Source organism: Ruegeria sp. D7 (assembly GCF_056534355.1).
Map to the genome: position 1 here is coordinate 1 of NZ_JBQFPG010000018.1, position 23,800 is coordinate 23,800.

Genomic DNA, 23,800 nt, shown 5'->3' on the forward strand with positions numbered 1-23,800 from the left:
ACGGTGAGTCAATTAGAGCCATGACGGCCTACAGTTACTTCGGAAACTCTGAGCCACCGGCCGGATTTGTCGTCGCCCTGCTAGGGGAAGAAAGGTCCGAGTTTCTGATATTTAGCGAAGGCTCGGTAAACTGGCTGGAATATGGGGACTACAGGTATGATCAGTGCAATTGATACCTCCTTCCAATCAGCTTCCAAATAGTGCGTCAGATGAAATGTTTGGCTTCCGGTATTGTACTGGTTTCGGGCCTAGATTGGACCTCAACAGCTTTCGCGGCTGACGTTTCGCAGCTTCCAACCGGTTTGCGGATAAACGTTGATCTGGCCGCACAGGCCTGCGCGTCGTTCAACGACGGTTAGTTTGACTTAGATTGGGGTGCGGTTGAGAGGGTCGATCTCGACGGAGATCTAAAACACGACTGGGTTCTGAATGAGTCTGGTTTCGCGTGTTCAAGCGCCGTATCTCTTTATTGCGGAACTGCCGGATGCATGTCGCACTTCCTGATCGGGGACCGTATATTTTTGCTTCTCAATCAGGGATGGGACATCGCGAAAATCGGCAACAGCGGTAAGCGGGATGCTGGGTTGCAAGCATAGCACTTTTTCAAAAGTTCGATAGTCGATTCCATAATCAAGAGCTAGACGAAAACTCATGGTGAAGCGTTCGTGTTGAAACAGCATGACTTATCCCAGACTAAAGATGGAAACCGTAATCGCGGTCTTTTTCTATCAACTGCTCGTCTAGCTCTCTTGCAGCAGAGTTTCGGCGGCTCTCGCTAGCTTCAAACTGGTCTGCAAGTTCTCTTCCAGCGTGGTGTGGTTTTGTTCTTCGGTCAGCAAGTCGATCAATGTAGCGACGGACTTTAGAAGTCATTTCATCAGTAGCTCGATGCACTGTACTAAGCCATTTAGTCTGACGTCGATCCTGCTCGTCGAGCGCTCTTCCAAACTGCGCAACTCCATTGTGGAGGTCTCGCAAACTGTCACTAATTTTTCTACGCAGGCGAGTAAGTTGCGTTCTGGTTCCAAAAACCTTTGACAGTCGAGCATGCATCTGAGACGCGTTAGTATGATCCAAAGAAGGCAAACCAACCCGTTCAAGACTGGCGTTCCAGATTTCCCACCAGATCAGCTTTTTCTTGTCGGTGACTTCGCGGCGCTTGTCATAAATGATGACTTCACAGTTTTGAGCACGTGACAGGTAAAGCGTCGGAAGCTGATACTGCTCTGATGGAATATCTTGGTATATGGAATCAGAACTATGGATAAAACCACCGAATGCCATTGTTTAACCCAAGGCAAGATCGAGCGCTGTCATCGGATCCTCAAGAACCGCATTATGTTGGAAAACTATTTGCTTCCTGGCGAATTCACGCAGCAGATCGACGCCTTCGTCGACTACTACAGTCACCGTCGCCACCTCGAAAGCCGGCTAGCTCTTATACCCGCTGACGTATATATCGGACGAGGACAGACCATTCTGAAACAACGACAAGTGATCAAACGAAAGACCATCGAAAACCGGGACTTGCTTCGCCGTAAATCCGCTGCATAGTTAATCCATCCAGATGAACCGCACTCTTTCTTAGATCAGAGCGCAGTTTGTCCGAAAGTCTCTGATGGCAGACGCCAGCATCCAAAATGCCCGGTTCAAAGGCGCTGGGTCAATGGCCTTGTGGTTCCTACGTTCTCCTTTACTTAACGAGGAACGCTTCAAGGGAGGATAGGATCACAGCAAGATATCAGAATTTGTTAGCTAGTCTGGCGAGGGTGGTTTTGACTTCCGTCATCGCGCGTTGAAAACGTGGATCGATCTGCCATAAACCCCATCAATTGCACTACTTTTTCTATTTCATTCAAGTTAACAAGCACACCTTCTGCTCGCAAATCCTCAACGGCGAGAAAGATATCTTTTCTTCTAGGAGCATTTGACTTTTGATTTGATGAGCTTTTCTCCATTATGGGTTTTTGCCGTCCTTTCGTGGAATGAGTGGATTGCGGGGTTTTGTCACCGGCTCCAAAAATTAGTTTTTGAAACCTTTGCAATAAGTTTTGTTTCTTTTTTACTACCCGATCAGATCGAGCAGCCGAGTTTCGTGTTTGCCAAGCTGTCTTTCGTTCCTGGATGGTATTGTCATAATGTGTGAACGCTTGTTCTAGATCATGTACAATTTGACGCTCTTCATCTGACGCGGCATCTGTTCGAAGATGCTCGGCCATTAAGCTTAGAAACTCGCAGCGCTGATCAAATTTGTTTTCGTCATTCCACCATTCATGGAATGTGTTGCGCACATCTAAGGTTTCATCTTGTCCGCGTTTAGGCGGTTCGCCTACATTTCGAAGCCAACTCAGTACCGGTATCACTCGGCTTGGACCTTGGTACGCGATTGCGGCCTCGAATCTGAGTTCAGGAAGGGCAAATACGGGGAAAGACTTTGCTACCGATGCACGTAATGCCTTTTTCCAAACATCCGTCCTTGTCACTGCATAAATTGTGGAAGGCCGATAGTCTCCCAAGTGTGCTCTCACCCTCTCGGCAGCAGTCTTTTGGTCAATTCGGCGCCCGGCCATTTCAGGGTAAGCAGGAACTCCTTCAACCCGATCGGATGTTGCATCAAAGGCAAGTGCCCTTCCAATGCATGCGACCAGTTCTGGGTCGTTCGAAAGTTCTGTCAAACATGCTCTCAGGCCGGTTGGTAAGAAAAATTCGTCATCTGAGATCAGACCGCAGAATGGCGTCTGGACTATTTCTGTTGCGAAACTCAATCGGTCGAACAGAGGTGCAGGCATATGATAGTAATGTATTTTTTGACTCTGCGGCAGTGCTTCAGTGGGAATTGGCTTCTCCGATCCGTCGATCACATGCAGCTCGACACCTAACTCATTCCAATATGACATTGCTAACAGCACTAGCTGTTGTCGCTCAAAAGTTGGGATGACAAGAGTTAGATCTTCAAAACATACCATCGTATTATGCGTCCAAGCTTGATACTAAACCTAGTTTGACTGCTTCGGTTCTTGCAGCAAACCTAGACGACTGCAACCTTCCTTCTATTCGCAAAATTACAGCTGACAGAAACTACTTCATTGTGCTTGTTCGCGACACTACCAACTGTATTGTGCAGGCCGCGAGATTGGATCGCCATCGTTATGCAGCACCTTCCTTAACTGGGATTTGCACTGCCGGAACAGAAACTGCGGCAAAGGATCGCCTCAATGTTACAGGCAGGTATGATTGTAACGCTTTTTAACGGATTGAAGCAGCGGCTTCACGCTACATTTCATGACTTAAGCCAACATCCCGGCTCAGTTGCATTTGTAGTTGGAAACTGGTTTAGAGTTCCCGAATTTACTGTTGGCGAGCGGTTGGCGTGTGCAAGCTTCCTTTGTTTGGACTCGTCTCGCTTGTAGTAAAAAGATGTGATTGTGGGGTTAGGCTTAGGCGATCGAACAGTGCGCCGCTACTGGATGAATACTGGGTATAAAGCTATGCGGTTTTAGGGAAGCATAGGGTGGCTAGGTGGTATATCTTTGCGCAAGTCAGCGCATCATAGCAAAATTACAGAAGGTCTTAGGAACTAGATGAAAGCTGTTTTGCTTGCCGGTGGACTCGGTACCCGGATTAGTGAGGAATCTCACTTGAAGCCTAAACCGATGATTGAGATCGGTGGCCGTCCACTACTGTGGCACATAATGAAGATTTACGGAGCTTATGGGATAACCGACTTCGTAATATGTTGCGGCTACAAGGGATTCATAATCAAAGAGTATTTCGCAAATTATTTTCTGCATATGTCAGACATCACGATCGATATTCAGGAAAATCGAATGGAGGTACATCAACGCCATGCGGAACCTTGGCGTGTCACACTTGTTGATACGGGAGAGATGACACAAACGGGTGGAAGAATCGTGCGTGTGCGCGAGCATCTGGACGATCGGTTCCTGCTTACTTACGGAGATGGGGTTAGCGACATTGATATCAGCGAACTTATAGCATTCCACGAGGCAGAAGGTGTGGAGGCGACCGTGACCGCTGTTCAACCGGCCGGACGCTTCGGCTCAATTCAGGTCGAAGGTGCGCGGGTCAAAAGTTTCTTAGAGAAACCGAAAGGTGACGGACAATGGGTATCTGGTGGTTTCTTCGTATGTGAGCCGTCCGTTCTGGATCGTATTGACGGTGATGACACGCTTTGGGAGCGTGAACCAATGGAGGCGCTGGCGGCTGACAAACAACTGGCAGTCTATAAACATAATGGTTTCTGGTCGGCTATGGATACGCTGAGAGACAAGAACTTTCTGGAAGATCTTTGGGCTAGTGGGAAGCCGCCGTGGAGAGTCTGGAGGTGACGACCGACTGGAAGGGACGCCGTGTCCTGCTCACGGGACACACAGGATTCAAAGGCGCCTGGTTGTCGCATTGGCTGCTATCGCGCGGTGCCAAAGTCTTTGGTCTTTCATTGGCGCCCGAAGATTCACCCTGTCTTTTTGATGAGCTCGAGTTGGCCGAGCGTATGGATCACTCGATTTGCGATATCCGCAATTCGGCGAATGTCAACGCACGTGTTGCCGATGCTGATCCCGACATTGTGTTTCACCTCGCAGCCCAATCACTTGTCCGCCGATCCTATCGCGAGCCGCAAGGCACGATGGATGTTAATGTGATGGGGACGGTGAACGTTCTTGATGCCTTGCGAGAGAGAGACAAGCCCACTGCGGTCGTGATCGTCACTACCGACAAAGTTTATAAGAATCTTGAACAGAATGCGCCCTACTTCGAGGATGACCAGCTTGGTGGTCATGATGCTTATAGCGCCAGTAAAGCGGCAGCGGAAATTGCTATTGCAAGCTACCGATCATCGTTTTTTTCGGGTTCGCCAGTTCGAGTTGCGACGGCCAGAGCGGGTAACGTAATTGGTGGCGGGGATTGGGCCGAAGACCGCATCTTGCCCGATTTGGCCCGCGCGTTTGGAGATGGTCAAGCTTTGGTCGTGCGCAACCGGCACGCGATAAGACCTTGGCAGCATGTTCTGGAACCTTTGAAGGGATACATGGATCTGGCTGATGGTTTGCTTGATGGTCGTAGTGATTTGGAAACTGCCTTTAATTTCGGTCCTGTGGTTTCCGATCAACGTCCCGTTCAAGATTTGGTATCAACCAGCTTGAACGCTTGGCCGGGTGAGGTCAGATATCAAAGCGAAACAAATGCACCACACGAGGCTGGCCGCTTGACACTGTCAATAGACAAGGCGAATTCCCTGCTGGGGTGGGCGCCTCGCTGGAACTTTGACCAGGCAGTAACCCGCACAGTCGATTGGTATCGGCAATTCAGCTCAGGCGTCGATGCAAAAACCCTAGTAGATGCTGATATTGAAGAGTTCGAAAAGGCCGAGTGATGAAATTCGAACCGATGATGATCAGTGATGTGCTGCGTATCGACTTAAATCGTATTGAGGATGATCGCGGTTTTTTTGCGCGTTCTTTTTGTAGCGAAGAGTTTCAGTCGCGACACTTGTTCTCGGAAATCGCACAGATTAACACTTCTTATACTCGGCATATGGGCACAATCAGGGGGCTTCACTTTCAACGAGCCCCGGCTGCAGAGGCAAAGGTTGTGCGCGTCGTGCAGGGCGCGATTTTTGATGTTGCCGTTGATTTGAGATCCGGATCAGAGACCTTTGGACATTGGATCGCTCAGGAGCTCAGCGCAGACAACCGCGTTGCGTTGTACATTCCGGAGGGATTTGCCCATGGTTTCCAGACCATGACAGATGATGTCGAGATGGTGTACTTGCACTCGATTCCCTTCAGTCCTGAGTACAGCGGTGGAGTCCATTTCGACGATCCTGAGATTGGTATCGGCTGGCCGTTGTCAAAAACTGTGATCTCACCTAGAGATCGTGCTCTGCCACTACTTGCCGAACTGGAGCCGCTAGAGTCATGAAATGCCGTCACTGCTATCATCCGCTCGGCCCGGCCTTTCTTGACCTCGGGTTTGCACCACCTTCCAATGCCTATCTTACGCAGGCCGATCTGCATGCACCTGAAGTCACCTTTCCTTTGCGGTTACGTGTGTGTGAACAGTGTTGGCTGGTCCAAACAGAAGATTACGCCAGAGCAGATGAGATTTTTCGCGCGGATTACGCATATTTTTCATCGACTTCACAGTCCTGGGTTTCGCATGCCGCTGAGTATGCAAGCACAATCACCCAAAGGCTAAATCTGGGTGCTGACTCTTATGTGATCGAAGTTGCCTCCAACGATGGTTACTTGCTGAAGAATTTCGTGCAGGCAGGAATACCTTGCCTGGGTATCGAGCCTACTGATGCCACGGCAGAAGTTGCGGAACGCATTGGCATTCCAGTAATGCGGGCCTTCTTCGGTGAAACGCTGGCGCAGCAACTGGTAGCCCAAGGCCACAAGGCTGATCTTGTGTGCGGCAACAATGTATTTGCACATGTGCCCGACATCAATGACTTTGCTCTTGGGTTGGCAACAGTGTTGAATTCAGAGGGTGTTGTTACTCTGGAATTCCCTCATTTGCTCCGGCTTCTAGATGAATGTCAATTTGATACTGTGTATCATGAGCACTTCTCGTATCTTTCGTTAGGCGCGGCGCGGCGGATTTTTGAAATGGCGGGATTGCGTATCTTCGATGTCGAAGAACTCCCAACCCACGGTGGCAGCCTGCGAGTATACGGATGTTTGCATGATGCGTCACATCTTCTAACCGACTCGGTTGCAAGCGTTTTGGCTAAGGAACAAGCCGCGGGTCTAGAGACCCAGGAACCATACATTGCTTTCCAATCTCGCGTAGAAACGGTTAAGGACATGGCACTTTCTTTCCTACTGGAGGCCAAGCGTAGCGGCAAGACCGTCAGCGCGTATGGAGCGGCCGCAAAAGGCAATACGTTGCTTAACTTTGCAGGCGTCGGCAGAGACCTGATTCAATTCGTATCGGACGCGGCTCCATCCAAGCAAGGCAAGTTCCTGCCGGGTAGCCATATTCCCATCCGCCCGCCCCAAGAGCTGAACGACAGCCGGCCTGACTACATCTTAATACTGCCATGGAATATCGCGGGTGAAATTACCGCTCAGTTGGCGGATTTGGCTGATGCAGGTTCAGCCTTCGTGACATTTGTGCCTGAGTTATGCATCAGATGACCAATCGGATACCATATACAAAGCCATCAATTACTGAACTTGAGGTCGAATACGCTGCAGATGCAGCGCGGCATGGATGGGGTGCCCAATGCTATGAGTACATTGATCGGTTCGAAAACGAGTTTGGGAAATATCTTGGTGTGGAACACACCATCGCCACCTCTAGCTGTACGGGTGCGATGCATATGGGCCTTGCTGCGCTAGGTATTGGACCTGGCGACGAAGTAATTCTGGCCGACACCAATTGGATTGCCACAGTGGCTCCAGTGAAGCATCTGGGTGCAAGCCCGGTCTTCGTTGATATTGACCCGGTCACATGGTGCATCGATCCTGAACGGGCTGATGCGGCAATTACCCCTCGTACTAGAGCCATTATCGCGACGCATCTTTATGGTAATCTGGCAGACATGACGGCCTTGTTGGCGCTTGGTGAGCGTTATGGAATTCCAGTGATCGAAGATGCAGCAGAGGCGATCGGATCGGAGTGGTTGGAAAAAAAAGCTGGTTCGATGGGTTTGTTTTCCACGTTCTCATTCCATGGCACCAAGACCCTGACAACCGGCGAGGGCGGGTTATTCGCAACCAATGACACAAAGCTGTTCGAAAAGGTTCTGACGCTGTCTAATCATGGGCGCGTGCGAGGGCAAAGCCGCCAGTTCTGGGCCGATATGATTGGCTTCAAGTATAAGATGTCCAATATTCAGGCAGCGATCGGTTGTGCCCAGCTTCAGCGCATCGACGAGCTTACGGCGCGAAAGAAGGAAATTCTGGCGGGCTACAAGACAAGGTTAATAAATGAAACAGGCATTTCACTAAATCCAGAACCATCCGATGGCATAAATGGCGCATGGATGCCGACTGTCGTTTTTACAAAAGAAACTGGGGTCACTCGCGAGATATTGCAGGCCGCGTTTGCTGAAGCCAACATTGATGCTCGGGTGTTTTTCTGGCCCCTGAGTTCGCTTGAAATGTTCTCAGATTGTTCTGAGAATATTCATGCATGGGATATCCCTTGCCGTGCGATAAATTTGCCGAGCTATCACGATATAAACCATGAGCAGATTGAGAGAGTCGTTAGTGTGATCTCTAGAACCATCCAGTGCTCGGGTACACAATGAAACTAGCAACCTGCAAAACTCTTTTGATGGCCGATGGCGAGGTAGGGTATCGTATCGCCAAGCACTTAACTCGATATTACCTCGACGACATTGCCGCTATTATCACGACCGATAAAAACAAAATCTCTAATGTTGCAAGTAGTTGTGGAATCAACACTACCACCTTCCTAGGCGAGGACGAGCTACTAGAGTGGCTTGGAGCTGATGAGTTCGATCTCGGTCTTTTGGCATGGTGGCCGCATTTGGTAAGTGGAAATTTGCTGTCTAGGGCCCGTAGGGGATTCCTGAATACTCATCCTAGCTTTCTGCCGTACAACAGAGGAAAGCACTACAATTTCTGGGCAATCGTGGAAGAAGCACCCTTCGGAGTTTCTTTGCACGGAGTCACTCCCGGAATTGATGACGGTCCAATCATTGCTCAATCGTCAATACCATATGGGTGGACCGATACCGGCGGTACGCTCTATGAAAAGGCCCAAGTTGAAATGGTCGGTCTGGTTTGCAGATCTTGGGAAGCAGTTCGTGCTGGTCAGCTACCTGCAATCGAACAAGAACGAAATGTGGGCTCATTTCACCTCGCTTCGGAACTAGAACCAGCGAGTAAGCTTGATCTAAATGAAACAACAACCACTCGGGCCCTTTTGAATCTTCTACGAGCCCGAACCTTTCCTGGACATCCAGCTTGCAGTTTCCAAGACGGGGACGAAGCCTTCGAGGTTCGAATTGAAATAACGAGAAAGTAACATGGATCCACACAAAAAATTCAAATTAGAATGTGAAATAGAAATCGCCAGGGCAGGCGCAGATACCGACTTCTCGGACCTTACCAGGCAATGGTTCGAGCAAGCGAACTCGCATAAATACTCCTATCACTTTGATTGGTTTGGCAGACCGATAATCCAATATCCTCAGGACATTGTTGCCTTGCAGGAAATCGTCTGGAACGTCAGGCCTGATCTGATTATCGAGACGGGCATCGCACATGGCGGATCACTGATTTACTCGGCCTCACTTCTCGCGATGTTAGAGTATTGCGACGCCGTAGAAGCGGGCAAGACGCTTGACCCCGCTAGTCCCAAACGCAAAGTGCTTGGCATTGACATTGATATTCGCGCCCACAATCGTGCAGCCATAGAAGAGCATCCGATGGCCTCCAGAATCGAGATGATTCAAGGCTCATCTATTGACGAAGACATTGTGGACCAGGTTCGAACTGCTGCTGAAGATTACCAAAAGGTACTTGTTTGTCTCGACAGCAATCATACACACGATCATGTGCTTGCCGAGTTAAATGCGTATGCCCCGCTTGTTTCTTCGGGTAGCTATTGCATTGTGTTCGATACAATCGTTGAGGATATGCCTCCCACTAAGTTCACTGATCGTCCATGGGGACCTGGAGACAACCCAAAGACTGCAGTTCATGATTGGTTGAAAGTCAATCCTGATTTCGAGATCGACAAGAGTATCGATCACAAGCTGCAAATTTCGGTGGCACCGGACGGCTTCTTACGACGCCGGTAGTTTTGTCACGGTGGATTTCGACCAAACAGACAAAGTCCATGACAGGCCCGCGCTGATTGCCTAGAAGTGCCTATTAGATTTGCTTTTGGAACCAGGTGATCCCAGTGGAGCAATTGGCGTTTACATACGAAATGGGTGTGGTCTCGGCGCTTTTGGCCTTCACGGTGTTCTTGTTTGTGTCCGAGATTGTAAGGATCGATCTTTCGGCCATCCTGGTGTTGGTCATTGTGGGTCTGCTGAGTTATGCACCGGGTCTCGAAAATCTGGCAAATGTTCCTCATCTGTTTGACGGGTTTGCGTCCAATGCCGTGATTTCGATCATTGCGGTCATGATCGTAGGTGCGGGTTTGGATAAAACGGGCCTAATGAACAAGGTCGCGTCCGTCATTTTGAAATATGGTGGTAAGTCTGAAAACCGAGTGCTGCCGATCGTTTCGGGCACAGTCGGTGTTATCTCATCATTCATGCAAAATGTCGGGGCGGCGGCGTTGTTCCTACCGGTGGTTAGCCGTATCTCATCGCGATCGGGTATTCCGTTGTCACGTTTGCTTATGCCCATGGGGTTTTGTGCCATTCTGGGGGGGACAATGACGATGGTCGGGTCCTCGCCGCTTATTCTGTTGAATGACCTGATCCAAACTGCAAACGAAGGGCTGCCCGAAGCCCAGAAGATGGAACCCTTTGGATTGTTTTCCGTTACCCCCATCGGTGCGGTGCTGATCCTGACGGGGATCGCATATTTCCTGCTACTGGGACGTTGGGTGCTGCCGGGCGATTCAGGGTCGGAGAGTACGGGTACCGGGCGCGGGACTCAGGAATATCTTCAGCGGGTCTACGGGCTGAAGGCCGATGTGTTCGAGGTTGTGGTTCCGGCCGACAGCCCGCTGGTCGGGCAGATACTGGCCGACATCAACTTTGAAAATCATCTCTATATCATCTCGACCTTTTACCGTGGCAAGACCTCGATGGTTCAGGTGCTAACAGCCGAGATTGCTGCGCCTTGTCGATTGGCGATTGTGGGTCGGCGCTGGGTTGTCGAAGAGTTTGCCGAAAAGTATGGGCTGACGGTGCTGCCTGATCTGGATGTGTTTGTCGAAGAGTTCGCACCCACGAATGCTGGGGTCGCAGAGGTGGTCGTGACGCCTGACAGCAAGCTGATCGGCAAATGCCCTCGCGAATTGCTGTTCCGTAAAACCTACGGAATGTCTTTGCTCGCCATCCACAGGGGTGAAGAGACGCTGAGTCATGTCGAGACTGAGACGCATGAATCCACCCAGATCGGGCTTGAGAAGTTCAAGGCTGGCGACATGTTGGTTGCTCATACCCGCTGGGACAACCTGATGCGGATAAAGCGTGATCCGGATTTTGTTGTGGTCACGTCTGATTTCCCGCAGGACGAATTGCGCCCGCAAAAGGTAGGCTGGGCGCTCTTGTTCTTCTTGATCTCATTGTCGCTGATCCTGTTCACGGATGTGCGGTTGTCGCTCTGTTTGCTGACCGGAGCCGCAGGAATGATGTTGACCCGGGTGCTCAGTGTTGACGAGGCGTATCGAGCAGTTGGATGGAACACGGTCTTTCTGCTGGCGTGTCTGATCCCGTTGGGTCAGGCGGTGCAGAATACCGGGACTGCGGCATGGATTGCGCAACAGATCATGATCATCTTGGATGGATGGCCGAATTGGGCGCTACAGGCGGGCGTCGCCATTCTGGCGACGGCATTTTCTCTGGTCATGTCAAACGTCGGCGCGACGGTTCTGTTGGTGCCCCTTGCGGTTTCAATTGCGGTTGCGGCGGGTGCCAACCCGGCGGTCTTTGCATTAACCGTCGCGATTTCGACCTCGAACAGTTTCATTATCCCGACCCATCAGGTAAATGCGCTGATCATGGGGCCAGCTGGGTACAAAGTGACCGATTTCGTCCGTTCGGGCGGGATCATGACGATCATCTTCTTGATCGTCTCACTGTTGATGCTGAATGTGATTTTCTGACCCTGTTAATTACCCAGCTAGGCTGATCGTTTGGCCCTGCTCTGACGCCTGTTGTGCGGCAAGGCCGATACGCACGGCCCAAATCCCATCACGCAGTGAGACCTCGGGTTTGGCGCGCTCGCCCCTGACCAGCTCCAGAAAGCCTTTGTGCTGGTAATAAGTCGAGCCATTGTGGTCGCCAGCCGCCAGCAACTCGGGATCAACGGGGATGTCGCGCTGGATTGGACCTTTCGGTGCGCGAGGGCTGATGATCAGCTGTGGTACAGGCGCGTCGCCCAGATGTTCGGGCCAGAAGCGGCCCGGGCCGGGCACAAGCGCTTCGATTTTGGTATCGCGCCCAATGGCCGAGATTTCTTCTTGATACCGCGAACCCTCGGCAAACATGCAAAGCTCGAGCATCGCGCGCGCGCCCGAAGCAAAATCGACAATGACATAGCCGTGGTCCAGAATATCTGGAGTATCGCCGTCATAAACTTCGTCCAAATGATTGACAGCTTGGCCTCCGCTTGCGGAAACACGAACCGGGTCTGATTGCAGGATCAGGCGCATGAGGTCGAAGAAGTGGCAACATTTTTCGACGAATGTACCGCCAGTGTTACGGTTGAACCGGTTCCAATTGCCGACCTTTTCGAGAAACGGAAAGCGGTGTTCGCGGATCGTGAGCATCTTGATCCCACCACCTGCGGTCGCTGCTTCATCGATCAGCGCCGTGATCGGGGGCATATAGCGATATTCCATTGCGACCCAGATCGGGTGCGGAAAACTGCGTTCCAACTCCTCAAGCCGTGCAAGATCGGTGGGATCAGTGAACAACGGTTTCTCGATCAACAGTGGCAGTGGGCGGGTTTTCGCAATCTCGGCCAGTTGATCAACATGCAGGTGGTTGGGGCTGGCGATGACCAGACAGTCCAGATCATTGACTGCCAGAAGGTCCTGTAGGGAAGACACCATCTGCGCGTCGGGTTCAATCGCCTGCGCCTTATGCGCCATCTCCGGGTCGGGTTCGAAGATTGCGGCGACTCGTGTGCCCTCAAGCAGAGCAATGTTGTGCAGGTGTTCCTGCCCCATCATACCGCATCCGATCAGCCCGTAGTTGGTGGTCCGGGTCATGCGCAGTTCCTTTTATTTCAGGCGTTGAACGTATGTGGCTCGATCTGGATCAAACCATGTTTTTGAAAACTCGATAGGATCAGCTTTCTCAGACCAACTGAACCGTTCGATATACCCTGCGGCTTGGCCCGCAGGTTTGGTGAAGCCTTCAGGAGTCCAGTCGGGCAGGGCACTGACAGAAACGCGATCCTCTGCCCGTGTGATCCAGAAGCCAAGCTGTTGCTGGTAATAGCGATAAAGCGAGTCGGACAGCAGGTTCTGGTCGATGGTCCCGGCTGATTCGTCCAGCCAGATTTCTTCGACCGCGATGATTGTGTCATTCAGATAACGCATCCGGCGTACACGCGAACCGCTATCAGACAGGCCGAACTTCGGCAGTTTCGCAGGCTTCTTGAGATGATCAACCGACAGGATGTCTGCACGCGGTAACCCGCCGCCTTCGGGCAGTTCCAGCCGGAACATGGCATAGACGCTGTTCTGCGTTCCGGTCTCACGAATGTAATTGCCCGAACCCTGAATACGCTCCAACATGCCTTTTTTCTCAAGCTCGGCGAGCGATTTTCGCAAGGTCCCGACCGAGACATTGAGGTTCGAAGCCATGTCCCGTTCAGGCGGAAGACGTTCACCATCAATCAGACGGCCCGCAGCTATATCGCGGATCAGAAGCTCTGAGATCTGGACATAGATCGGCAGGGCATTTGGATTGCGGCTGTTGGCGGACATTGAGGGCGCTTCACTCGGTCGCAGGAAAAATTGATACACTATTGATCTACATCAATGCGCTTGCTACGCAAGAGGAAAGTCAAAGATGTACGGAGCGTGAATCAAATGACCATCGTCCCCATCACATCCCCCGACCTGGATGCGGCCGAGGTTTCGTGGTTTGCAGCGCTTTGCTCGGATGACTACCAGTTTCTGGGTGTGCCCGATGGTGAACTGCGATCCAGCTGGGAGCATTGTTCAGGCATCGTGAAAGAGGCCGAGGCGCAAGGCTTTCGCAACATCCTGTGCCCATCGTCTTATCAGGTCGGACAGGACACCCTGAGCTTTGTTGCAGGTTGCGCGCCGATTACCGAAAACATCAACCTGCTGGCCGCCGTGCGCTGTGGCGAAATGCAGCCCATCATGCTGGCCCGTACCATCGCGACGCTGGACCACATGCTTAAGGGGCGGTTGACGGTCAATATCATCTCGTCCGATTTTCCCGGTGAAAAAGCCGATAGCGCTTTCCGATATCAACGCTCGCGCGAAGTGGTCGAGATCCTGAAACAGGCCTGGACGCAGGACGAAATCAACCATGCGGGCGAGGTCTATAACTTTTCAGGCCTGACCACCGACCCGGCTCGGCCTTACCAGACCGGTGGCCCACTGCTGTATTTCGGCGGCTACTCGCCGTCTGCTTTGGACCTGTGCGGCGAGCATTGCGATGTCTACCTGATGTGGCCGGAAACAAAGGATCAGTTGGCCGAGCGGATGAAAGCCGTTCATGCGGTTGCCGAGAATTACAATCGTACTCTGGACTACGGTCTGCGCGTCCACATGATTGTTCGCGATACCGAGGCTGAGGCACAGGAGTACGCCGACTACATCGTCTCGAAACTGGATGACGAATATGGTCGTGCGATCCGCGAGCGGGCACTGGACGCGACATCATTGGGTGTGGCGCATCAATCCAAGAACCGCGATCTGGCGGATGAGTATGGCTATGTCGAACCCGGCCTTTGGACCGGCGTCGGACGCGCACGGTCGGGCTGTGGTGCTGCGCTGGTCGGTTCGACCGATCAAGTTATGTCTAAAATCGAAGAGTATCATAAGATGGGCATTCGCGCCTTCATCTTTTCGGGCTATCCGCACATGGACGAGGCCAAGCATTTTGGCTCCCGCGTGATGCCCAACCTGAAAACCTGCTCGCTTCCCGAAGCCTACGGGCGCGTGCCAGCAACCATCCCGGCAACCCCGCTGGGCAACGGAGTTCGTCGCTGATGCAACGTGTGAAACTATCTGACACGCTGGAAATGAGCCGTCTTGTCTATGGCATGTGGCGCTTGGGTGATGACAGTGACACCTCGACTGCGCATGTTGAGGCCAAGATTCAGGCCTGTCTGGATCAGGGCATCACCACCTTCGATCAGGCCGACATTTATGGCGGATACGCGGCCGAAGCCGTTCTGGGCAATGCCTTGCGCACCAATCCCAGCCTTCGCCAGAAAATGGAGATCGTCACCAAATGTGACATCGTCGCGCCGATGGGGCGTTATGCCGAGGCCAAGGTCAAATATTACGACACGTCGCGTGCGCATATTCTGAAATCGGTCGATACATCTCTGTCGGAAATGGCGATCGACCACATCGACTTGCTACTGATCCACCGCCCGGATCCAATGATGGATCACCATGAAACCGGTGCAGCGCTGGATGAGGTGGTTGCCAGTGGCAAGGTCGGCGCGGTTGGTGTGTCCAACTTCCGCCCTTGGGACTGGTCTTTGCTGCAGTCGGCGATGAAAACCAAGTTGGTCACCAATCAGATCGAGATATCTCTGGGCGAGATCAGCCCGTTCACTAACGGCGATCTGGCGTTCCATCAGCAGCATGGTCATCCGCTGATGGCGTGGTCCCCACTTGGCGGGGGCCTTTTGATGGCCGGGAACCCTCCGGTTGGTGTTGTTGCGGATGAGATAGCCGAGGAATTCGGGGTGGACCGCGCCGCCGTTGCGGTTGCCTTCCTGCTCGCGCATCCGGCGAACATCCTGCCGGTTTTGGGCACAAATAATCTGGGCCGTATCAAACGCGCCTCGGATGCGTTGAAGGTCAAGCTGGATCGTGAAAGCTGGTACCGCCTGTATGAGGCGGCGCTGGGACATGAGGTGCCATGATGAACGCAATCTCGCGCGATATGAACCATACATTCGTCCCGCATAAGGACGACACGCGAACCCTGCGCGATGCTTTTGGCCGGTTTGCCACCGGAGTTACTGTCGTGACCTGCGACAGTGAGGATGGGCCGATCTGCATTACGGCCAACAGCTTTTCCTCCCTGTCGCTGGATCCGCCGCTGGTGATGTGGGCGGGCGACCGCAATTCGCGCCGGTTTCGTTATTTTCACGCGGCGCGTCACTTCAGTGTGCATGTTCTGTCTGCTGAACAGGCCGAGCTGTGCTTTGGCTGTTCAAAAGACGCCCATGCGCTGCGTGATATCGAACATGACCGTTGTGAAAACGGCACCCCGTTGTTGCCGGGTAGTCTTGCCCGGTTCGAATGCGAGCAGCACGCTTATCACGATGCAGGCGATCATGTGATCGTGGTGGGCAAAGTTCTGAAAGTCAGCATGGCGGATGGAGACGCGCTGACGTTCTTTGCCGGAAAACTCGGCCAATTCGCGCAGAGCTAAGCGCGATATGAAGACTGCGGGTCAAACCCGCAGCTGACAGTGGGAGGATCCGCATGGGCGGACTGGCATCGGCGTTGACGCCGATTGCATTCGTGAACGAAACCGTGCTGCGTCTGGGCCGCGCGGTCGGTGTTGTTGCGATTGCAGTTATGGTTATCGCGATCCTGATTCAGGTGTTCTTCCGATATGTCTTGGGCAACGCCCTGCCATGGCCGGATGAGGCTGCCCGGTTCTGCATGCTCTGGATGACGGGCTTGATGGCCCCCACAGCTTTCCGTCGCGGAGGGTTCGTCGCCATCGATATGCTTGCGCGCTTCCTGCCGCGCGTGCTTGGTCAATCGCTCAATTTGTTACTGCTGCTGATCTCGCTGGCCGTGCTGCTGGTTGCGGTCAATATCGGCTGGTCTGAGGTTACGGGCTTTGGTGGCCGGTTCGCCACTGCGGCGTTGTACCTGCCTACCTCTTTCGGGTTCGATGAATGGTACCGTATTCCGCGCAGTTGGATGATGGCCTCGCTGCTGGTTGGGATCATCTTGCTGATCTCGGTCAATATCGAACTGATCTTGCGGTCGATAGTAACCATGCTGGGCGGAGCACATCTTTTGCCTGAAATTCCCGAAGCTGCGGTGGGGGCTGAATAAATGCTGATTTGGTTCCTGCCCACCTTCCTGATTTTCCTGCTGATCGGCCTGCCGGTCTTTTTCGCACTGCTGGCAGCGCCCGGCATTCTGCTATGGCTCAGCGGTCAGACCAACGACATTACGCTGCTCTATCGCAATGTCTATAACGGTATGGATAGCTTCCCGCTGATGGCGATCCCTTTCTTCATGCTGGCCGGAGAACTGATGAACCGGGGCGGCATCACCATCCGACTTGTGGAGTTCAGCCAGGCCCTGATGGGCCACCTGCGGGGCGGCCTTGCGCATGTGAACGTCCTCAGCTCGATCCTGTTCGCGGGCCTTTCAGGGTCCGCTGTCGCTGATACTTCGGCGCTTGGGTCGATGCTGATCCCGGCGATGGAGAAGCAAGGCTATACCCGCAAATTTGCCGCCGCGATCACGGCAGCCAGTTCGGTGATCGGGCCGATCATCCCGCCCTCGGGCATCATGATCATCTATGCCTATGTCATGGGTGAAAGTGTAGCTGCACTCTTTCTCGCTGGCATCGTGCCTGGGGTCATGGTCGGTGTCGGTTTGATGCTCATGATCAAGCTTATGGCGGATCGATACGACTTCCCGGTCGCCAGCCGTAAATATACTTGGCCAGAACGCCGTCAGGCCAGCCTAAAAGCGTTCTTCCCTCTGATGACCCCTGTGATCATCTTGGGCGGAATACTGGGTGGCATCTTTACCCCGACCGAAGCGGCCGCTGTCGCCGTAGGGTATGCCTTTATCATCGGTTTCTTCGTCCTGCGCACATTGACGTGGAAAGAAGTCCCCGAGGTGCTCAGTAATGCAGGTATGACCTCCGCTGTCGTCCTGTTGTTGGTCGGGGCGGCAATGGCTTTCAAGACGGTGGTCAGCCTCAGCCATGCGCCGGAGCAGCTGGCCTCGCTAATCCTCAGCCTGTCGGAAAACCCGCTGATCCTGCTGTTCCTGATCAACCTGCTGCTGTTCATCGTCGGAATGTTCCTGGATGCAGGCCCCGCTATTATCATCCTTGGCCCGATCCTCGGTCCGATCTTCACCAGCCTCGGTGTAGACCCGATCCATTTTGCCATTATCATGAGCGTCAACCTGACTGTCGGTCTGGCCACCCCGCCCATGGGGCTGGTGCTGTTCGTAGCCGCCGCCGTGTCTCGGGAACGGGTTGAAACCATCGCCAAGGCAATCCTGCCGTTTCTGGCGGTCGAAATCATCGTGATCTTCTTGATCACATACATCCCCGCACTATCCATGACGATCCCGAGGATAACGGGATTTGCAAACTGAACTGAGTATCACAGGGAGGAAACGCATGCTCAGAAGATTTATCAAAACCGCAGCGGTGGCCACGTCGCTAGTGGCCGCGTCTGCGATTGCCGCGGCAGCCGCCGACTACACGCTACGCGCCACAGCAAACTCGAATGAAAACGACGAAGATTATGACGGTCTGGTCGTTTTCAAGAACTACGTTGAGGCGGCCTCGAACGGAGCCATTGAGGTTGAGCTGTTCATAGGTACGCAGCTCTGCTCGAACGGCGCCGAGTGTCTGCAGGGTGTGGCAGACGGTACGATCGACATCTACATCTCAACCTCTGGAGGGGCCTCGGGCATCTTCCCTTACGTGCAGGTTCTGGACCTGCCTTACCTGATGGCCGATGACCGCATTGCCGAACATGTCCTATCCGGTGATTTCACCCGGCAGATGCGCGACATGGCGCTGGAGGATTCCGGCGGTGCGATCCGTCTGATGACAATCGGCAATACAGGTGGCTGGCGCAACTTCGCCAATACACAACGCCGTGTTGCTGAGCCGGCTGACATGGAAGGTCTAAAAATCCGCACCGTGGTTGCCGACCTGCCGCAGGAGCTGGTCAAAGCACTGGGTGCATCACCGACCCCGATCCCGTGGCCAGAACTGTTCACCAGCTTCCAGACCGGCGTGGTTGAGGGCTCGAAAAACGGCATCACGGACATCATGGGCATGAAGTTCCCGGATGCAGGCCTGCAATATGTAACGCTGGACGGGCACGCTTATATGGGTGCGCTTTGGTGGATGAACAACGCCAAGTTCCAGGAGATGCCAGAAGATATGCGCCGCGTGGTAGTCGACGGGTTTTATGCGCTGCAGCAGGCGACCTTTGCCTCACCCAAGCGCAAGTCGATTCAGGCTTATGAGGATTTTGTAGCCGGCGGTGGTGACCTTTATGTCCTGACACCCGACCAGAAAGCTGCGTTCAAAGAAGCCGCAACCCCGGTCTATGACTGGTTCCAGTCCAATGTGGCACGTGGTGATGAGATCTTTGTAGCGTTGACTGACGCTGTGGCAGCAGCCGAGGCGGATGTTAATGCCTCACGTGATGCGGATCTGAACTGAATTGCTGGGCCGGGCCCTGGGGTCCGGCCCTCACCGAAACGGGTACATCCACCCTTTGTAGTCGTTGACCAGAACATGCGCCTTCTCGATCTGCTCCGGCGACATTTTTTTGACCACTTCCTCAAGGCTGATCGCCGCATCGGGATCGCCGCCAATGGCGCTGAGCGTGTACCACATGTAGGCCCGCACCAGATCAGGCGCGGGCATGCCCAGTCCCAGCTCATAGTACCAGCCGATACCGGACTGCGCCCCGGGATGTCCTTTCATCGAGGCGCGCAGGTACCATTCAAACGCCCGCTCATAATCCTGTTCGACTCCAAGGCCCAACCCGTACATCACACCGATCAATTCCTCGGCTTCGGCATTGCCGGAGCGCGCGGCGGGCAGCAATTCCTCACGCGCGGCTTCAAACTCTCCGGCCTCCATCAGATCGCGTGCTTGTTCCAGTTCAGCCAGCGCTGGGGTCGCGAGAAGGCACAGGGCAAATACAAACTGGCGCATGGGGTTGCTTTCCTCTTGGCAGGGGCTGCGGCAGCTCAGGATCTGCCGCGCCCGCTGACGGATGACGATTTCATCCCCTTTGATATGGAACAGGCCGCCATCGGTCATCAACTGTTTTACGATCCGATCTTGTCGGGCAACCAGAACATCAGCTGTGCCCACTGCCACCACCCGGATTTTGGCACCTCGGACGGGTTGTCGCTGGGCATTGGCGAGGGCGGGCAGGGGCTTGGCCCAGATCGCACGCCGGGCACCGGAGCGGACAAAATCCGCAAGCGTATTCCCCGCAATTCGCCGGGGCTTTGGAACCTTGGTGCAAAGGACCTTCACACGGTCTTCTATGACGGTCGCCTAAGTATCTCTGACGTCTACGGTAACGGCTTCAATTCGCCCGCGCAGGAATGGCTGCCGGAGGGGTTGAATTCACTGCTGGCCGCGCAGGCACTTTTCCCGCTGACCTCGCAATTCGAGATGGCCGGAAATGTGGCCGAAAATCAAGTCACCGGCGCGGTGCATGACCGCATCGACAAGGGCTGGCCGATCCTCGCCAAACGCGTGCGCACTGATCCGCGCTATGGGCCTGCCATGGTCAAGGCATTCGATGACATCGACACGACCGAGGACATCACGATCACCCAAGTAGCCAACGCGCTGGCGGCATTCATGGCGCTGGAATGGCGCAGCATGGACAGCCCGTTTGATCAATATCTGGCCGGAGATAACACCGCCCTGACGCCTCGGCAAAAGGACGGCATGACCCTGTTTTATGGTGAGGCAGGTTGCGTAAACTGCCATTCCGGCCCGTTGCTATCGGATCAAAAATTCCACGCGCTGAGCTTGCCGCCATTTGGACCGGGCAAGACCCGCCAATGGGACCCCTATGCCCGCGACGTGGGTCATATGGGTGAAAGCAACCGTCTTGAGGATGCCTATCGCTTTCGCACACCGATGCTGCGCAATGTGACAGAGACAGCGCCCTATGGTCACAACGGTGCCTTTCCCGATCTGGAAGGCATTATTCGCCACCACTTGAACCCATCTCAGAGCCTCGCTGCCTGGACCCCTGATTTGGCCGGGCTGCCCAACGTGCCGTGGCTTGAGAATGTGGATTTCATCGTCTGGCAGGACCGGTTCGAGATGGAGCGTCATCGTCAGAAAATTGACATCGAACCGCTGGAACTGACCGATGCCCAGGTCGCAGATCTGGTGGCGTTCATGGGTGCATTGACCGGGACCACACTGGATGCGCCACTGTTCGGTGTGCCAGATGGGTTTGAGCCCTAGAAACCCACCAAACGTCATTGGAAATTTACGTGAAATCTCATAATGATCGGTGCAAAACAGCCGCCGAGAGTTTCAATGCAGTATCACAACAAGCCCTTTGATCAGCTTCAGATTGGAGACACCGCCGAGTTGACCCGGTTCTGCACAGAGGATGATTTTTATGCCTTCGCATCGAATTCCGGCAACCATAACCCTTTGAACCTGGCCGACGAAGATGGGGACGGTGATAACGTAAACGAGGCGATCGCGCCCGAGATGTTTCTTGGGGCTCTGATCTCGGCCGTTTTGGGGAATATCCTGCCGGGCGCGGGTACGCTGTATAAGTCGCAAAGCTTGGATTTTAGCGCCCGGGCATATGCGGGTGAAGAACTGCTGGCCAGAGTTACGGTTATCAAAAAACGCGATAACCGCGAGGTAGTTCTGGAAACTCAGGTGATGCGCCCTAGTGATGAGGCGCTGATCGTGTCCGGCATCGCGGTCGTGATCGCTCCGGAGAAAGAACTGTCATTCAATGAGATTGAAGTGCCTGGTCTAGTCGTCGAGCGGCACCGGCATTTTGATGCACTGCTCGATCGCTCGCGCCCGCTGCCTCCGATCCCCACGGCAGTTGTCGCCCCAGAAGAGCCCAACTCGCTGGGGGGGGCCTTATTGGCGGCGCGTGAAACCATCATCAAGCCGGTCCTGATAGGAGACCCCGACAAGATTGCTGCAGCAGCGCGTGAGATTGAGTTGCCCTTGGGTGACGTTGAGATCGTTCCCGTTAAGGACCATCTGGACGCCGCCAACAAAGCGGTTGATCTGGTTGTCGAAGGACATGCTGAAGCATTGATGAAGGGGCATCTTCATACGGACGAACTGCTACGGGCGGCGTTGCGGCGGGATCGTGGACTTCGCGCAGGGCGCCGATTTACGCATGTCTTCGTCATGGATATACCCGGCCAGCCGCATCCCTTGCTGGTGACCGATGCGGCCATCAATATCGAGCCGGATCTGGAAACCAAGATCGACATCACGCAGAACGCGATCGATCTGGCAATCTCAATCGGAATTGGCGCTCCAAAAGTGGGTGTTCTGTCGGCGGTCGAGACGGTGAATCCAGCAATCCGGTCGTCGATTGATGCCGCATTGCTGTCGAAGATGGCCGAGCGGGGACAGATCAGGGGTGGCTTGGTCGATGGGCCGCTTGCCATGGACAACGCGGTCAGCCTGGCCGCGGCGCGCACCAAAGGGATCGTGTCCGAGGTGGCCGGACGGGCAGACATTCTTGTCGTACCCAATCTGGACGCAGGCAACATGTTAGCCAAGCAACTGACGTATATCGCGCACGCCGAGGCTGCCGGGGTGGTGCTGGGCGCGCGCGTACCGATTATTCTGACCAGTCGCGCAGATGGCGAAAAGGCGCGGCTCGTTTCCTGTGCCGTCGCGGCCCTGCATGCGGCGCGGATGTCGGGTAAGATCTGATGGACCATATCATCACACTGAATTCAGGCTCGTCCTCGCTGAAGTTTGGGTTGTTCTCCGCGGGCGAAGCAGATCCGATCCTGGTTTGTTCGGGAGAGGTGGAACGCATCGGCAGCCGCGCGGCGCGCATCAAAGCAGAGACCACGGATGGCCGCGTGCTTGCCGATACCGCTTCTGAAGCGCTGTGCGATCAGGCCAGCGCCTTGGACTATATTTTGGATTTGCTGGAACGGCAGTTCCCGTCGGCGGGCGTGACCGCGGTTGGACACCGCATCGTGCATGGCGGCCCGGATAATGACAGGCCCATTCTGCTGACCCCCGAAAGCTTGCAGATGCTGGAAAAACTCGAGCCTTTTGCGCCTCTGCACCAACCTTACAATCTGCAGGGCGCACGTACTGCGATGGACAGGTTCCCCAATGCCAAGCAGGTTGCCTGTTTCGATACCGCTTTTCACCGCCACCACCCTTGGGTCAATGACACCTTCGCATTGCCGACCGAGTATTACGATATGGGCGTTCGCCGCTATGGCTTCCACGGTCTGAGCTATGATTACATCTCGGACCATCTGGCCAAGACTGCTCCGCTGATACATGGCGGACGGGTGGTTGTGGCGCATCTTGGCAACGGTGCCTCAATGTGCGCCATGATCGGAGGTCGGTCGGTCGGTTCAAGCATGGGGTTCTCGGCCATGGATGGTTTGCCGATGGGAACGCGTTGTGGCCAGCTGGATCCGGGCGTTGTGCTGTATCTGATGGATCAGCAAGGCATGAATGCGGATGAGATCTCGGACCTTCTGTACCGTAAATCCGGGCTGCTTGGCCTTTCCGGGATGACCAATGATATGCGTACGCTTGAGGCGTCGAATACGCCGGGTGCACGCAATGCCATCAACTACTACACGTTCCGGATACGCCGTGAGCTGGGCGCTTTGGCCGCTGTGTTGGGAGGTCTGGACGCCGTCGTGTTTACCGGCGGGATCGGTGAGAACTCGACCTATATCCGCGATCGTATCTGCACTGACATGGGGTGGTTGGGTCTTGAACTGGACCACGATGCAAACGCGGACAATCTGCGCGTCATCTCGACCGACCTGTCACGTGTTAAACTGATGGTCATTCCGACGAACGAGGAACTGGTTATCGCGCGTGCCGCGGCTGAGAAAGCCGTATAAATCCCAGTTTTTAGGCTTCTGCGCGCTAAATAAATTGGGGGATTGGGAAAAAAATCGCAGCACTACGGGAATCCCC

Annotated in this window: 23 protein-coding genes and 1 pseudogene; 18 read left to right on the plus strand and 6 right to left on the minus strand. The window is 54.0% G+C overall.

Features of this window, described 5'->3' with window-relative positions:
* Window positions 1-449: 449 nt before the first annotated feature.
* Together ACRZ9U_RS19020 and ACRZ9U_RS19025 are read right to left on the minus strand one after the other, a co-directional pair.
* A complete protein-coding gene (locus tag ACRZ9U_RS19020; RefSeq protein ID WP_170408157.1) occupies window positions 450-680 on the minus strand; it encodes a hypothetical protein in 231 nt (76 codons plus the stop codon).
* Between the two features lie 13 nt (window positions 681-693).
* Complete coding sequence (locus tag ACRZ9U_RS19025) at window positions 694-1,284, minus strand: hypothetical protein (RefSeq protein ID WP_480761937.1); 591 nt, start codon at window positions 1,282-1,284, stop codon at window positions 694-696.
* On the opposite strand from ACRZ9U_RS19025, the pseudogene ACRZ9U_RS19030 reads away from it, so the two are divergent.
* Window positions 1,279-1,554, plus strand: a pseudogene (locus ACRZ9U_RS19030) (IS3 family transposase); the annotation flags it as partial. The gene ACRZ9U_RS19025 and the pseudogene ACRZ9U_RS19030 sit on opposite strands and share 6 nt — an antisense overlap.
* 197 nt (window positions 1,555-1,751) lie before the next feature.
* On the opposite strand, the gene ACRZ9U_RS19035 reads toward ACRZ9U_RS19030, so the two are convergent.
* Window positions 1,752-2,966: a TIGR00180 family glycosyltransferase gene (locus ACRZ9U_RS19035; RefSeq protein ID WP_170408160.1), complete on the minus strand. Its 1,215-nt coding sequence runs from the start codon at window positions 2,964-2,966 to the stop codon at window positions 1,752-1,754.
* A gap of 615 nt (window positions 2,967-3,581) precedes the next feature.
* Between ACRZ9U_RS19035 and rfbF the strand changes: the two genes are divergently transcribed.
* From rfbF to ACRZ9U_RS19075, 8 genes are all read left to right on the plus strand, one after another.
* Complete coding sequence (rfbF, locus tag ACRZ9U_RS19040; protein WP_170408162.1) at window positions 3,582-4,349, plus strand: glucose-1-phosphate cytidylyltransferase; 768 nt, start codon at window positions 3,582-3,584, stop codon at window positions 4,347-4,349.
* A complete protein-coding gene (rfbG, locus tag ACRZ9U_RS19045; protein ID WP_480893836.1) occupies window positions 4,346-5,395 on the plus strand; it encodes a CDP-glucose 4,6-dehydratase in 1,050 nt (349 codons plus the stop codon). Before rfbF ends, rfbG begins: the two co-directional genes overlap by 4 nt.
* Window positions 5,395-5,943: a dTDP-4-dehydrorhamnose 3,5-epimerase gene (gene rfbC, locus ACRZ9U_RS19050; protein WP_170408164.1), complete on the plus strand. Its 549-nt coding sequence runs from the start codon at window positions 5,395-5,397 to the stop codon at window positions 5,941-5,943. The genes rfbG and rfbC overlap by 1 nt, the downstream gene beginning before the upstream one ends.
* Window positions 5,940-7,163: a class I SAM-dependent methyltransferase gene (locus tag ACRZ9U_RS19055; RefSeq protein ID WP_170408166.1), complete on the plus strand. Its 1,224-nt coding sequence runs from the start codon at window positions 5,940-5,942 to the stop codon at window positions 7,161-7,163. Before rfbC ends, ACRZ9U_RS19055 begins: the two co-directional genes overlap by 4 nt.
* A complete protein-coding gene (locus tag ACRZ9U_RS19060; protein WP_480761931.1) occupies window positions 7,151-8,281 on the plus strand; it encodes a DegT/DnrJ/EryC1/StrS family aminotransferase in 1,131 nt (376 codons plus the stop codon). Before ACRZ9U_RS19055 ends, ACRZ9U_RS19060 begins: the two co-directional genes overlap by 13 nt.
* Window positions 8,278-9,024 (plus strand): formyltransferase family protein, encoded by a 747-nt coding sequence (locus ACRZ9U_RS19065; protein ID WP_170408168.1) that lies wholly within the window; start codon window positions 8,278-8,280, stop codon window positions 9,022-9,024. The genes ACRZ9U_RS19060 and ACRZ9U_RS19065 overlap by 4 nt, the downstream gene beginning before the upstream one ends.
* A 1-nt stretch (window position 9,025) precedes the next feature.
* Window positions 9,026-9,802: a rhamnosyl O-methyltransferase gene (locus ACRZ9U_RS19070; protein WP_170408170.1), complete on the plus strand. Its 777-nt coding sequence runs from the start codon at window positions 9,026-9,028 to the stop codon at window positions 9,800-9,802.
* Window positions 9,803-9,933: 131 nt separating this feature from the next.
* Window positions 9,934-11,790: an SLC13 family permease gene (locus tag ACRZ9U_RS19075; RefSeq protein WP_170398548.1), complete on the plus strand. Its 1,857-nt coding sequence runs from the start codon at window positions 9,934-9,936 to the stop codon at window positions 11,788-11,790.
* 9 nt (window positions 11,791-11,799) lie between these two features.
* Here the strand turns inward: ACRZ9U_RS19075 and ACRZ9U_RS19080 are convergent, their stop codons facing one another.
* Both ACRZ9U_RS19080 and ACRZ9U_RS19085 read right to left on the minus strand, forming a co-directional pair.
* Window positions 11,800-12,900, minus strand: coding sequence for a Gfo/Idh/MocA family protein (locus ACRZ9U_RS19080; protein ID WP_170408172.1), 1,101 nt, complete (start codon window positions 12,898-12,900; stop codon window positions 11,800-11,802).
* Window positions 12,901-12,912: 12 nt separating this feature from the next.
* Window positions 12,913-13,623: a GntR family transcriptional regulator gene (locus ACRZ9U_RS19085; protein ID WP_170408174.1), complete on the minus strand. Its 711-nt coding sequence runs from the start codon at window positions 13,621-13,623 to the stop codon at window positions 12,913-12,915.
* A 105-nt stretch (window positions 13,624-13,728) separates the two neighbouring features.
* On the opposite strand from ACRZ9U_RS19085, the gene ACRZ9U_RS19090 reads away from it, so the two are divergent.
* Genes ACRZ9U_RS19090 through ACRZ9U_RS19115 form a run of 6 tightly spaced genes read left to right on the plus strand, consistent with a single transcriptional unit; the run spans window position 13,729 to window position 19,306 of the window.
* Window positions 13,729-14,883 carry an LLM class flavin-dependent oxidoreductase gene (locus ACRZ9U_RS19090; RefSeq protein ID WP_170408176.1) on the plus strand — a complete coding sequence of 385 codons (1,155 nt, stop codon included), beginning with the start codon at window positions 13,729-13,731 and terminating at the stop codon, window positions 14,881-14,883.
* Window positions 14,883-15,773 (plus strand): aldo/keto reductase, encoded by an 891-nt coding sequence (locus ACRZ9U_RS19095; RefSeq protein ID WP_170408178.1) that lies wholly within the window; start codon window positions 14,883-14,885, stop codon window positions 15,771-15,773. The genes ACRZ9U_RS19090 and ACRZ9U_RS19095 overlap by 1 nt, the downstream gene beginning before the upstream one ends.
* Window positions 15,773-16,288, plus strand: a complete 516-nt coding sequence (locus tag ACRZ9U_RS19100) for a flavin reductase family protein (RefSeq protein ID WP_170408253.1) — start codon at window positions 15,773-15,775, stop codon at window positions 16,286-16,288. The genes ACRZ9U_RS19095 and ACRZ9U_RS19100 overlap by 1 nt, the downstream gene beginning before the upstream one ends.
* A gap of 53 nt (window positions 16,289-16,341) precedes the next feature.
* Complete coding sequence (locus ACRZ9U_RS19105; protein ID WP_170408180.1) at window positions 16,342-16,929, plus strand: TRAP transporter small permease subunit; 588 nt, start codon at window positions 16,342-16,344, stop codon at window positions 16,927-16,929.
* Window positions 16,930-18,219 (plus strand): TRAP transporter large permease, encoded by a 1,290-nt coding sequence (locus ACRZ9U_RS19110; RefSeq protein WP_170398321.1) that lies wholly within the window; start codon window positions 16,930-16,932, stop codon window positions 18,217-18,219. It begins immediately after the preceding gene.
* Window positions 18,220-18,244: 25 nt separating this feature from the next.
* On the plus strand, window positions 18,245-19,306 hold the full coding sequence (locus tag ACRZ9U_RS19115) for a TRAP transporter substrate-binding protein (RefSeq protein ID WP_170408182.1): 1,062 nt from the start codon (window positions 18,245-18,247) through the stop codon (window positions 19,304-19,306).
* Between the two features lie 30 nt (window positions 19,307-19,336).
* Here ACRZ9U_RS19115 and ACRZ9U_RS19120 read toward each other — a convergent pair whose 3' ends face one another.
* On the minus strand, window positions 19,337-19,807 hold the full coding sequence (locus ACRZ9U_RS19120) for a tetratricopeptide repeat protein (RefSeq protein ID WP_170408184.1): 471 nt from the start codon (window positions 19,805-19,807) through the stop codon (window positions 19,337-19,339).
* A 15-nt stretch (window positions 19,808-19,822) separates the two neighbouring features.
* On the opposite strand from ACRZ9U_RS19120, the gene ACRZ9U_RS19125 reads away from it, so the two are divergent.
* From ACRZ9U_RS19125 to ACRZ9U_RS19135, 3 genes are all read left to right on the plus strand, one after another.
* Window positions 19,823-21,091 (plus strand): cytochrome c peroxidase, encoded by a 1,269-nt coding sequence (locus tag ACRZ9U_RS19125; RefSeq protein WP_170737055.1) that lies wholly within the window; start codon window positions 19,823-19,825, stop codon window positions 21,089-21,091.
* A 75-nt stretch (window positions 21,092-21,166) separates the two neighbouring features.
* Window positions 21,167-22,552 (plus strand): bifunctional enoyl-CoA hydratase/phosphate acetyltransferase, encoded by a 1,386-nt coding sequence (locus tag ACRZ9U_RS19130; protein ID WP_170408188.1) that lies wholly within the window; start codon window positions 21,167-21,169, stop codon window positions 22,550-22,552.
* Window positions 22,552-23,724 (plus strand): acetate/propionate family kinase, encoded by a 1,173-nt coding sequence (locus tag ACRZ9U_RS19135; RefSeq protein WP_170408190.1) that lies wholly within the window; start codon window positions 22,552-22,554, stop codon window positions 23,722-23,724. Before ACRZ9U_RS19130 ends, ACRZ9U_RS19135 begins: the two co-directional genes overlap by 1 nt.
* The last annotated feature ends 76 nt before the right edge of the window (window positions 23,725-23,800 follow it).

What these genes read in the sequence shown, in the direction of transcription:
- ACRZ9U_RS19020 (WP_170408157.1), bottom strand. Translation starts at nt 680, where the DNA reads ATGCTGTTTCAACACGAACGCTTCACCATGAGTTTTCGTCTAGCTCTT.
- ACRZ9U_RS19025 (WP_480761937.1), bottom strand. Translation starts at nt 1,284, where the DNA reads ATGGCATTCGGTGGTTTTATCCATAGTTCTGATTCCATATACCAAGAT.
- ACRZ9U_RS19035 (WP_170408160.1), bottom strand. Translation starts at nt 2,966, where the DNA reads ATGGTATGTTTTGAAGATCTAACTCTTGTCATCCCAACTTTTGAGCGA.
- rfbF (WP_170408162.1), top strand. Translation starts at nt 3,582, where the DNA reads ATGAAAGCTGTTTTGCTTGCCGGTGGACTCGGTACCCGGATTAGTGAG.
- rfbC (WP_170408164.1), top strand. Translation starts at nt 5,395, where the DNA reads ATGAAATTCGAACCGATGATGATCAGTGATGTGCTGCGTATCGACTTA.
- ACRZ9U_RS19055 (WP_170408166.1), top strand. Translation starts at nt 5,940, where the DNA reads ATGAAATGCCGTCACTGCTATCATCCGCTCGGCCCGGCCTTTCTTGAC.
- ACRZ9U_RS19060 (WP_480761931.1), top strand. Translation starts at nt 7,151, where the DNA reads ATGCATCAGATGACCAATCGGATACCATATACAAAGCCATCAATTACT.
- ACRZ9U_RS19065 (WP_170408168.1), top strand. Translation starts at nt 8,278, where the DNA reads ATGAAACTAGCAACCTGCAAAACTCTTTTGATGGCCGATGGCGAGGTA.
- ACRZ9U_RS19070 (WP_170408170.1), top strand. Translation starts at nt 9,026, where the DNA reads ATGGATCCACACAAAAAATTCAAATTAGAATGTGAAATAGAAATCGCC.
- ACRZ9U_RS19075 (WP_170398548.1), top strand. Translation starts at nt 9,934, where the DNA reads ATGGGTGTGGTCTCGGCGCTTTTGGCCTTCACGGTGTTCTTGTTTGTG.
- ACRZ9U_RS19080 (WP_170408172.1), bottom strand. Translation starts at nt 12,900, where the DNA reads ATGACCCGGACCACCAACTACGGGCTGATCGGATGCGGTATGATGGGG.
- ACRZ9U_RS19085 (WP_170408174.1), bottom strand. Translation starts at nt 13,623, where the DNA reads ATGTCCGCCAACAGCCGCAATCCAAATGCCCTGCCGATCTATGTCCAG.
- ACRZ9U_RS19090 (WP_170408176.1), top strand. Translation starts at nt 13,729, where the DNA reads ATGACCATCGTCCCCATCACATCCCCCGACCTGGATGCGGCCGAGGTT.
- ACRZ9U_RS19095 (WP_170408178.1), top strand. Translation starts at nt 14,883, where the DNA reads ATGCAACGTGTGAAACTATCTGACACGCTGGAAATGAGCCGTCTTGTC.
- ACRZ9U_RS19100 (WP_170408253.1), top strand. Translation starts at nt 15,773, where the DNA reads ATGAACGCAATCTCGCGCGATATGAACCATACATTCGTCCCGCATAAG.
- ACRZ9U_RS19105 (WP_170408180.1), top strand. Translation starts at nt 16,342, where the DNA reads ATGGGCGGACTGGCATCGGCGTTGACGCCGATTGCATTCGTGAACGAA.
- ACRZ9U_RS19110 (WP_170398321.1), top strand. Translation starts at nt 16,930, where the DNA reads ATGCTGATTTGGTTCCTGCCCACCTTCCTGATTTTCCTGCTGATCGGC.
- ACRZ9U_RS19115 (WP_170408182.1), top strand. Translation starts at nt 18,245, where the DNA reads ATGCTCAGAAGATTTATCAAAACCGCAGCGGTGGCCACGTCGCTAGTG.
- ACRZ9U_RS19120 (WP_170408184.1), bottom strand. Translation starts at nt 19,807, where the DNA reads ATGCGCCAGTTTGTATTTGCCCTGTGCCTTCTCGCGACCCCAGCGCTG.
- ACRZ9U_RS19130 (WP_170408188.1), top strand. Translation starts at nt 21,167, where the DNA reads ATGCAGTATCACAACAAGCCCTTTGATCAGCTTCAGATTGGAGACACC.
- ACRZ9U_RS19135 (WP_170408190.1), top strand. Translation starts at nt 22,552, where the DNA reads ATGGACCATATCATCACACTGAATTCAGGCTCGTCCTCGCTGAAGTTT.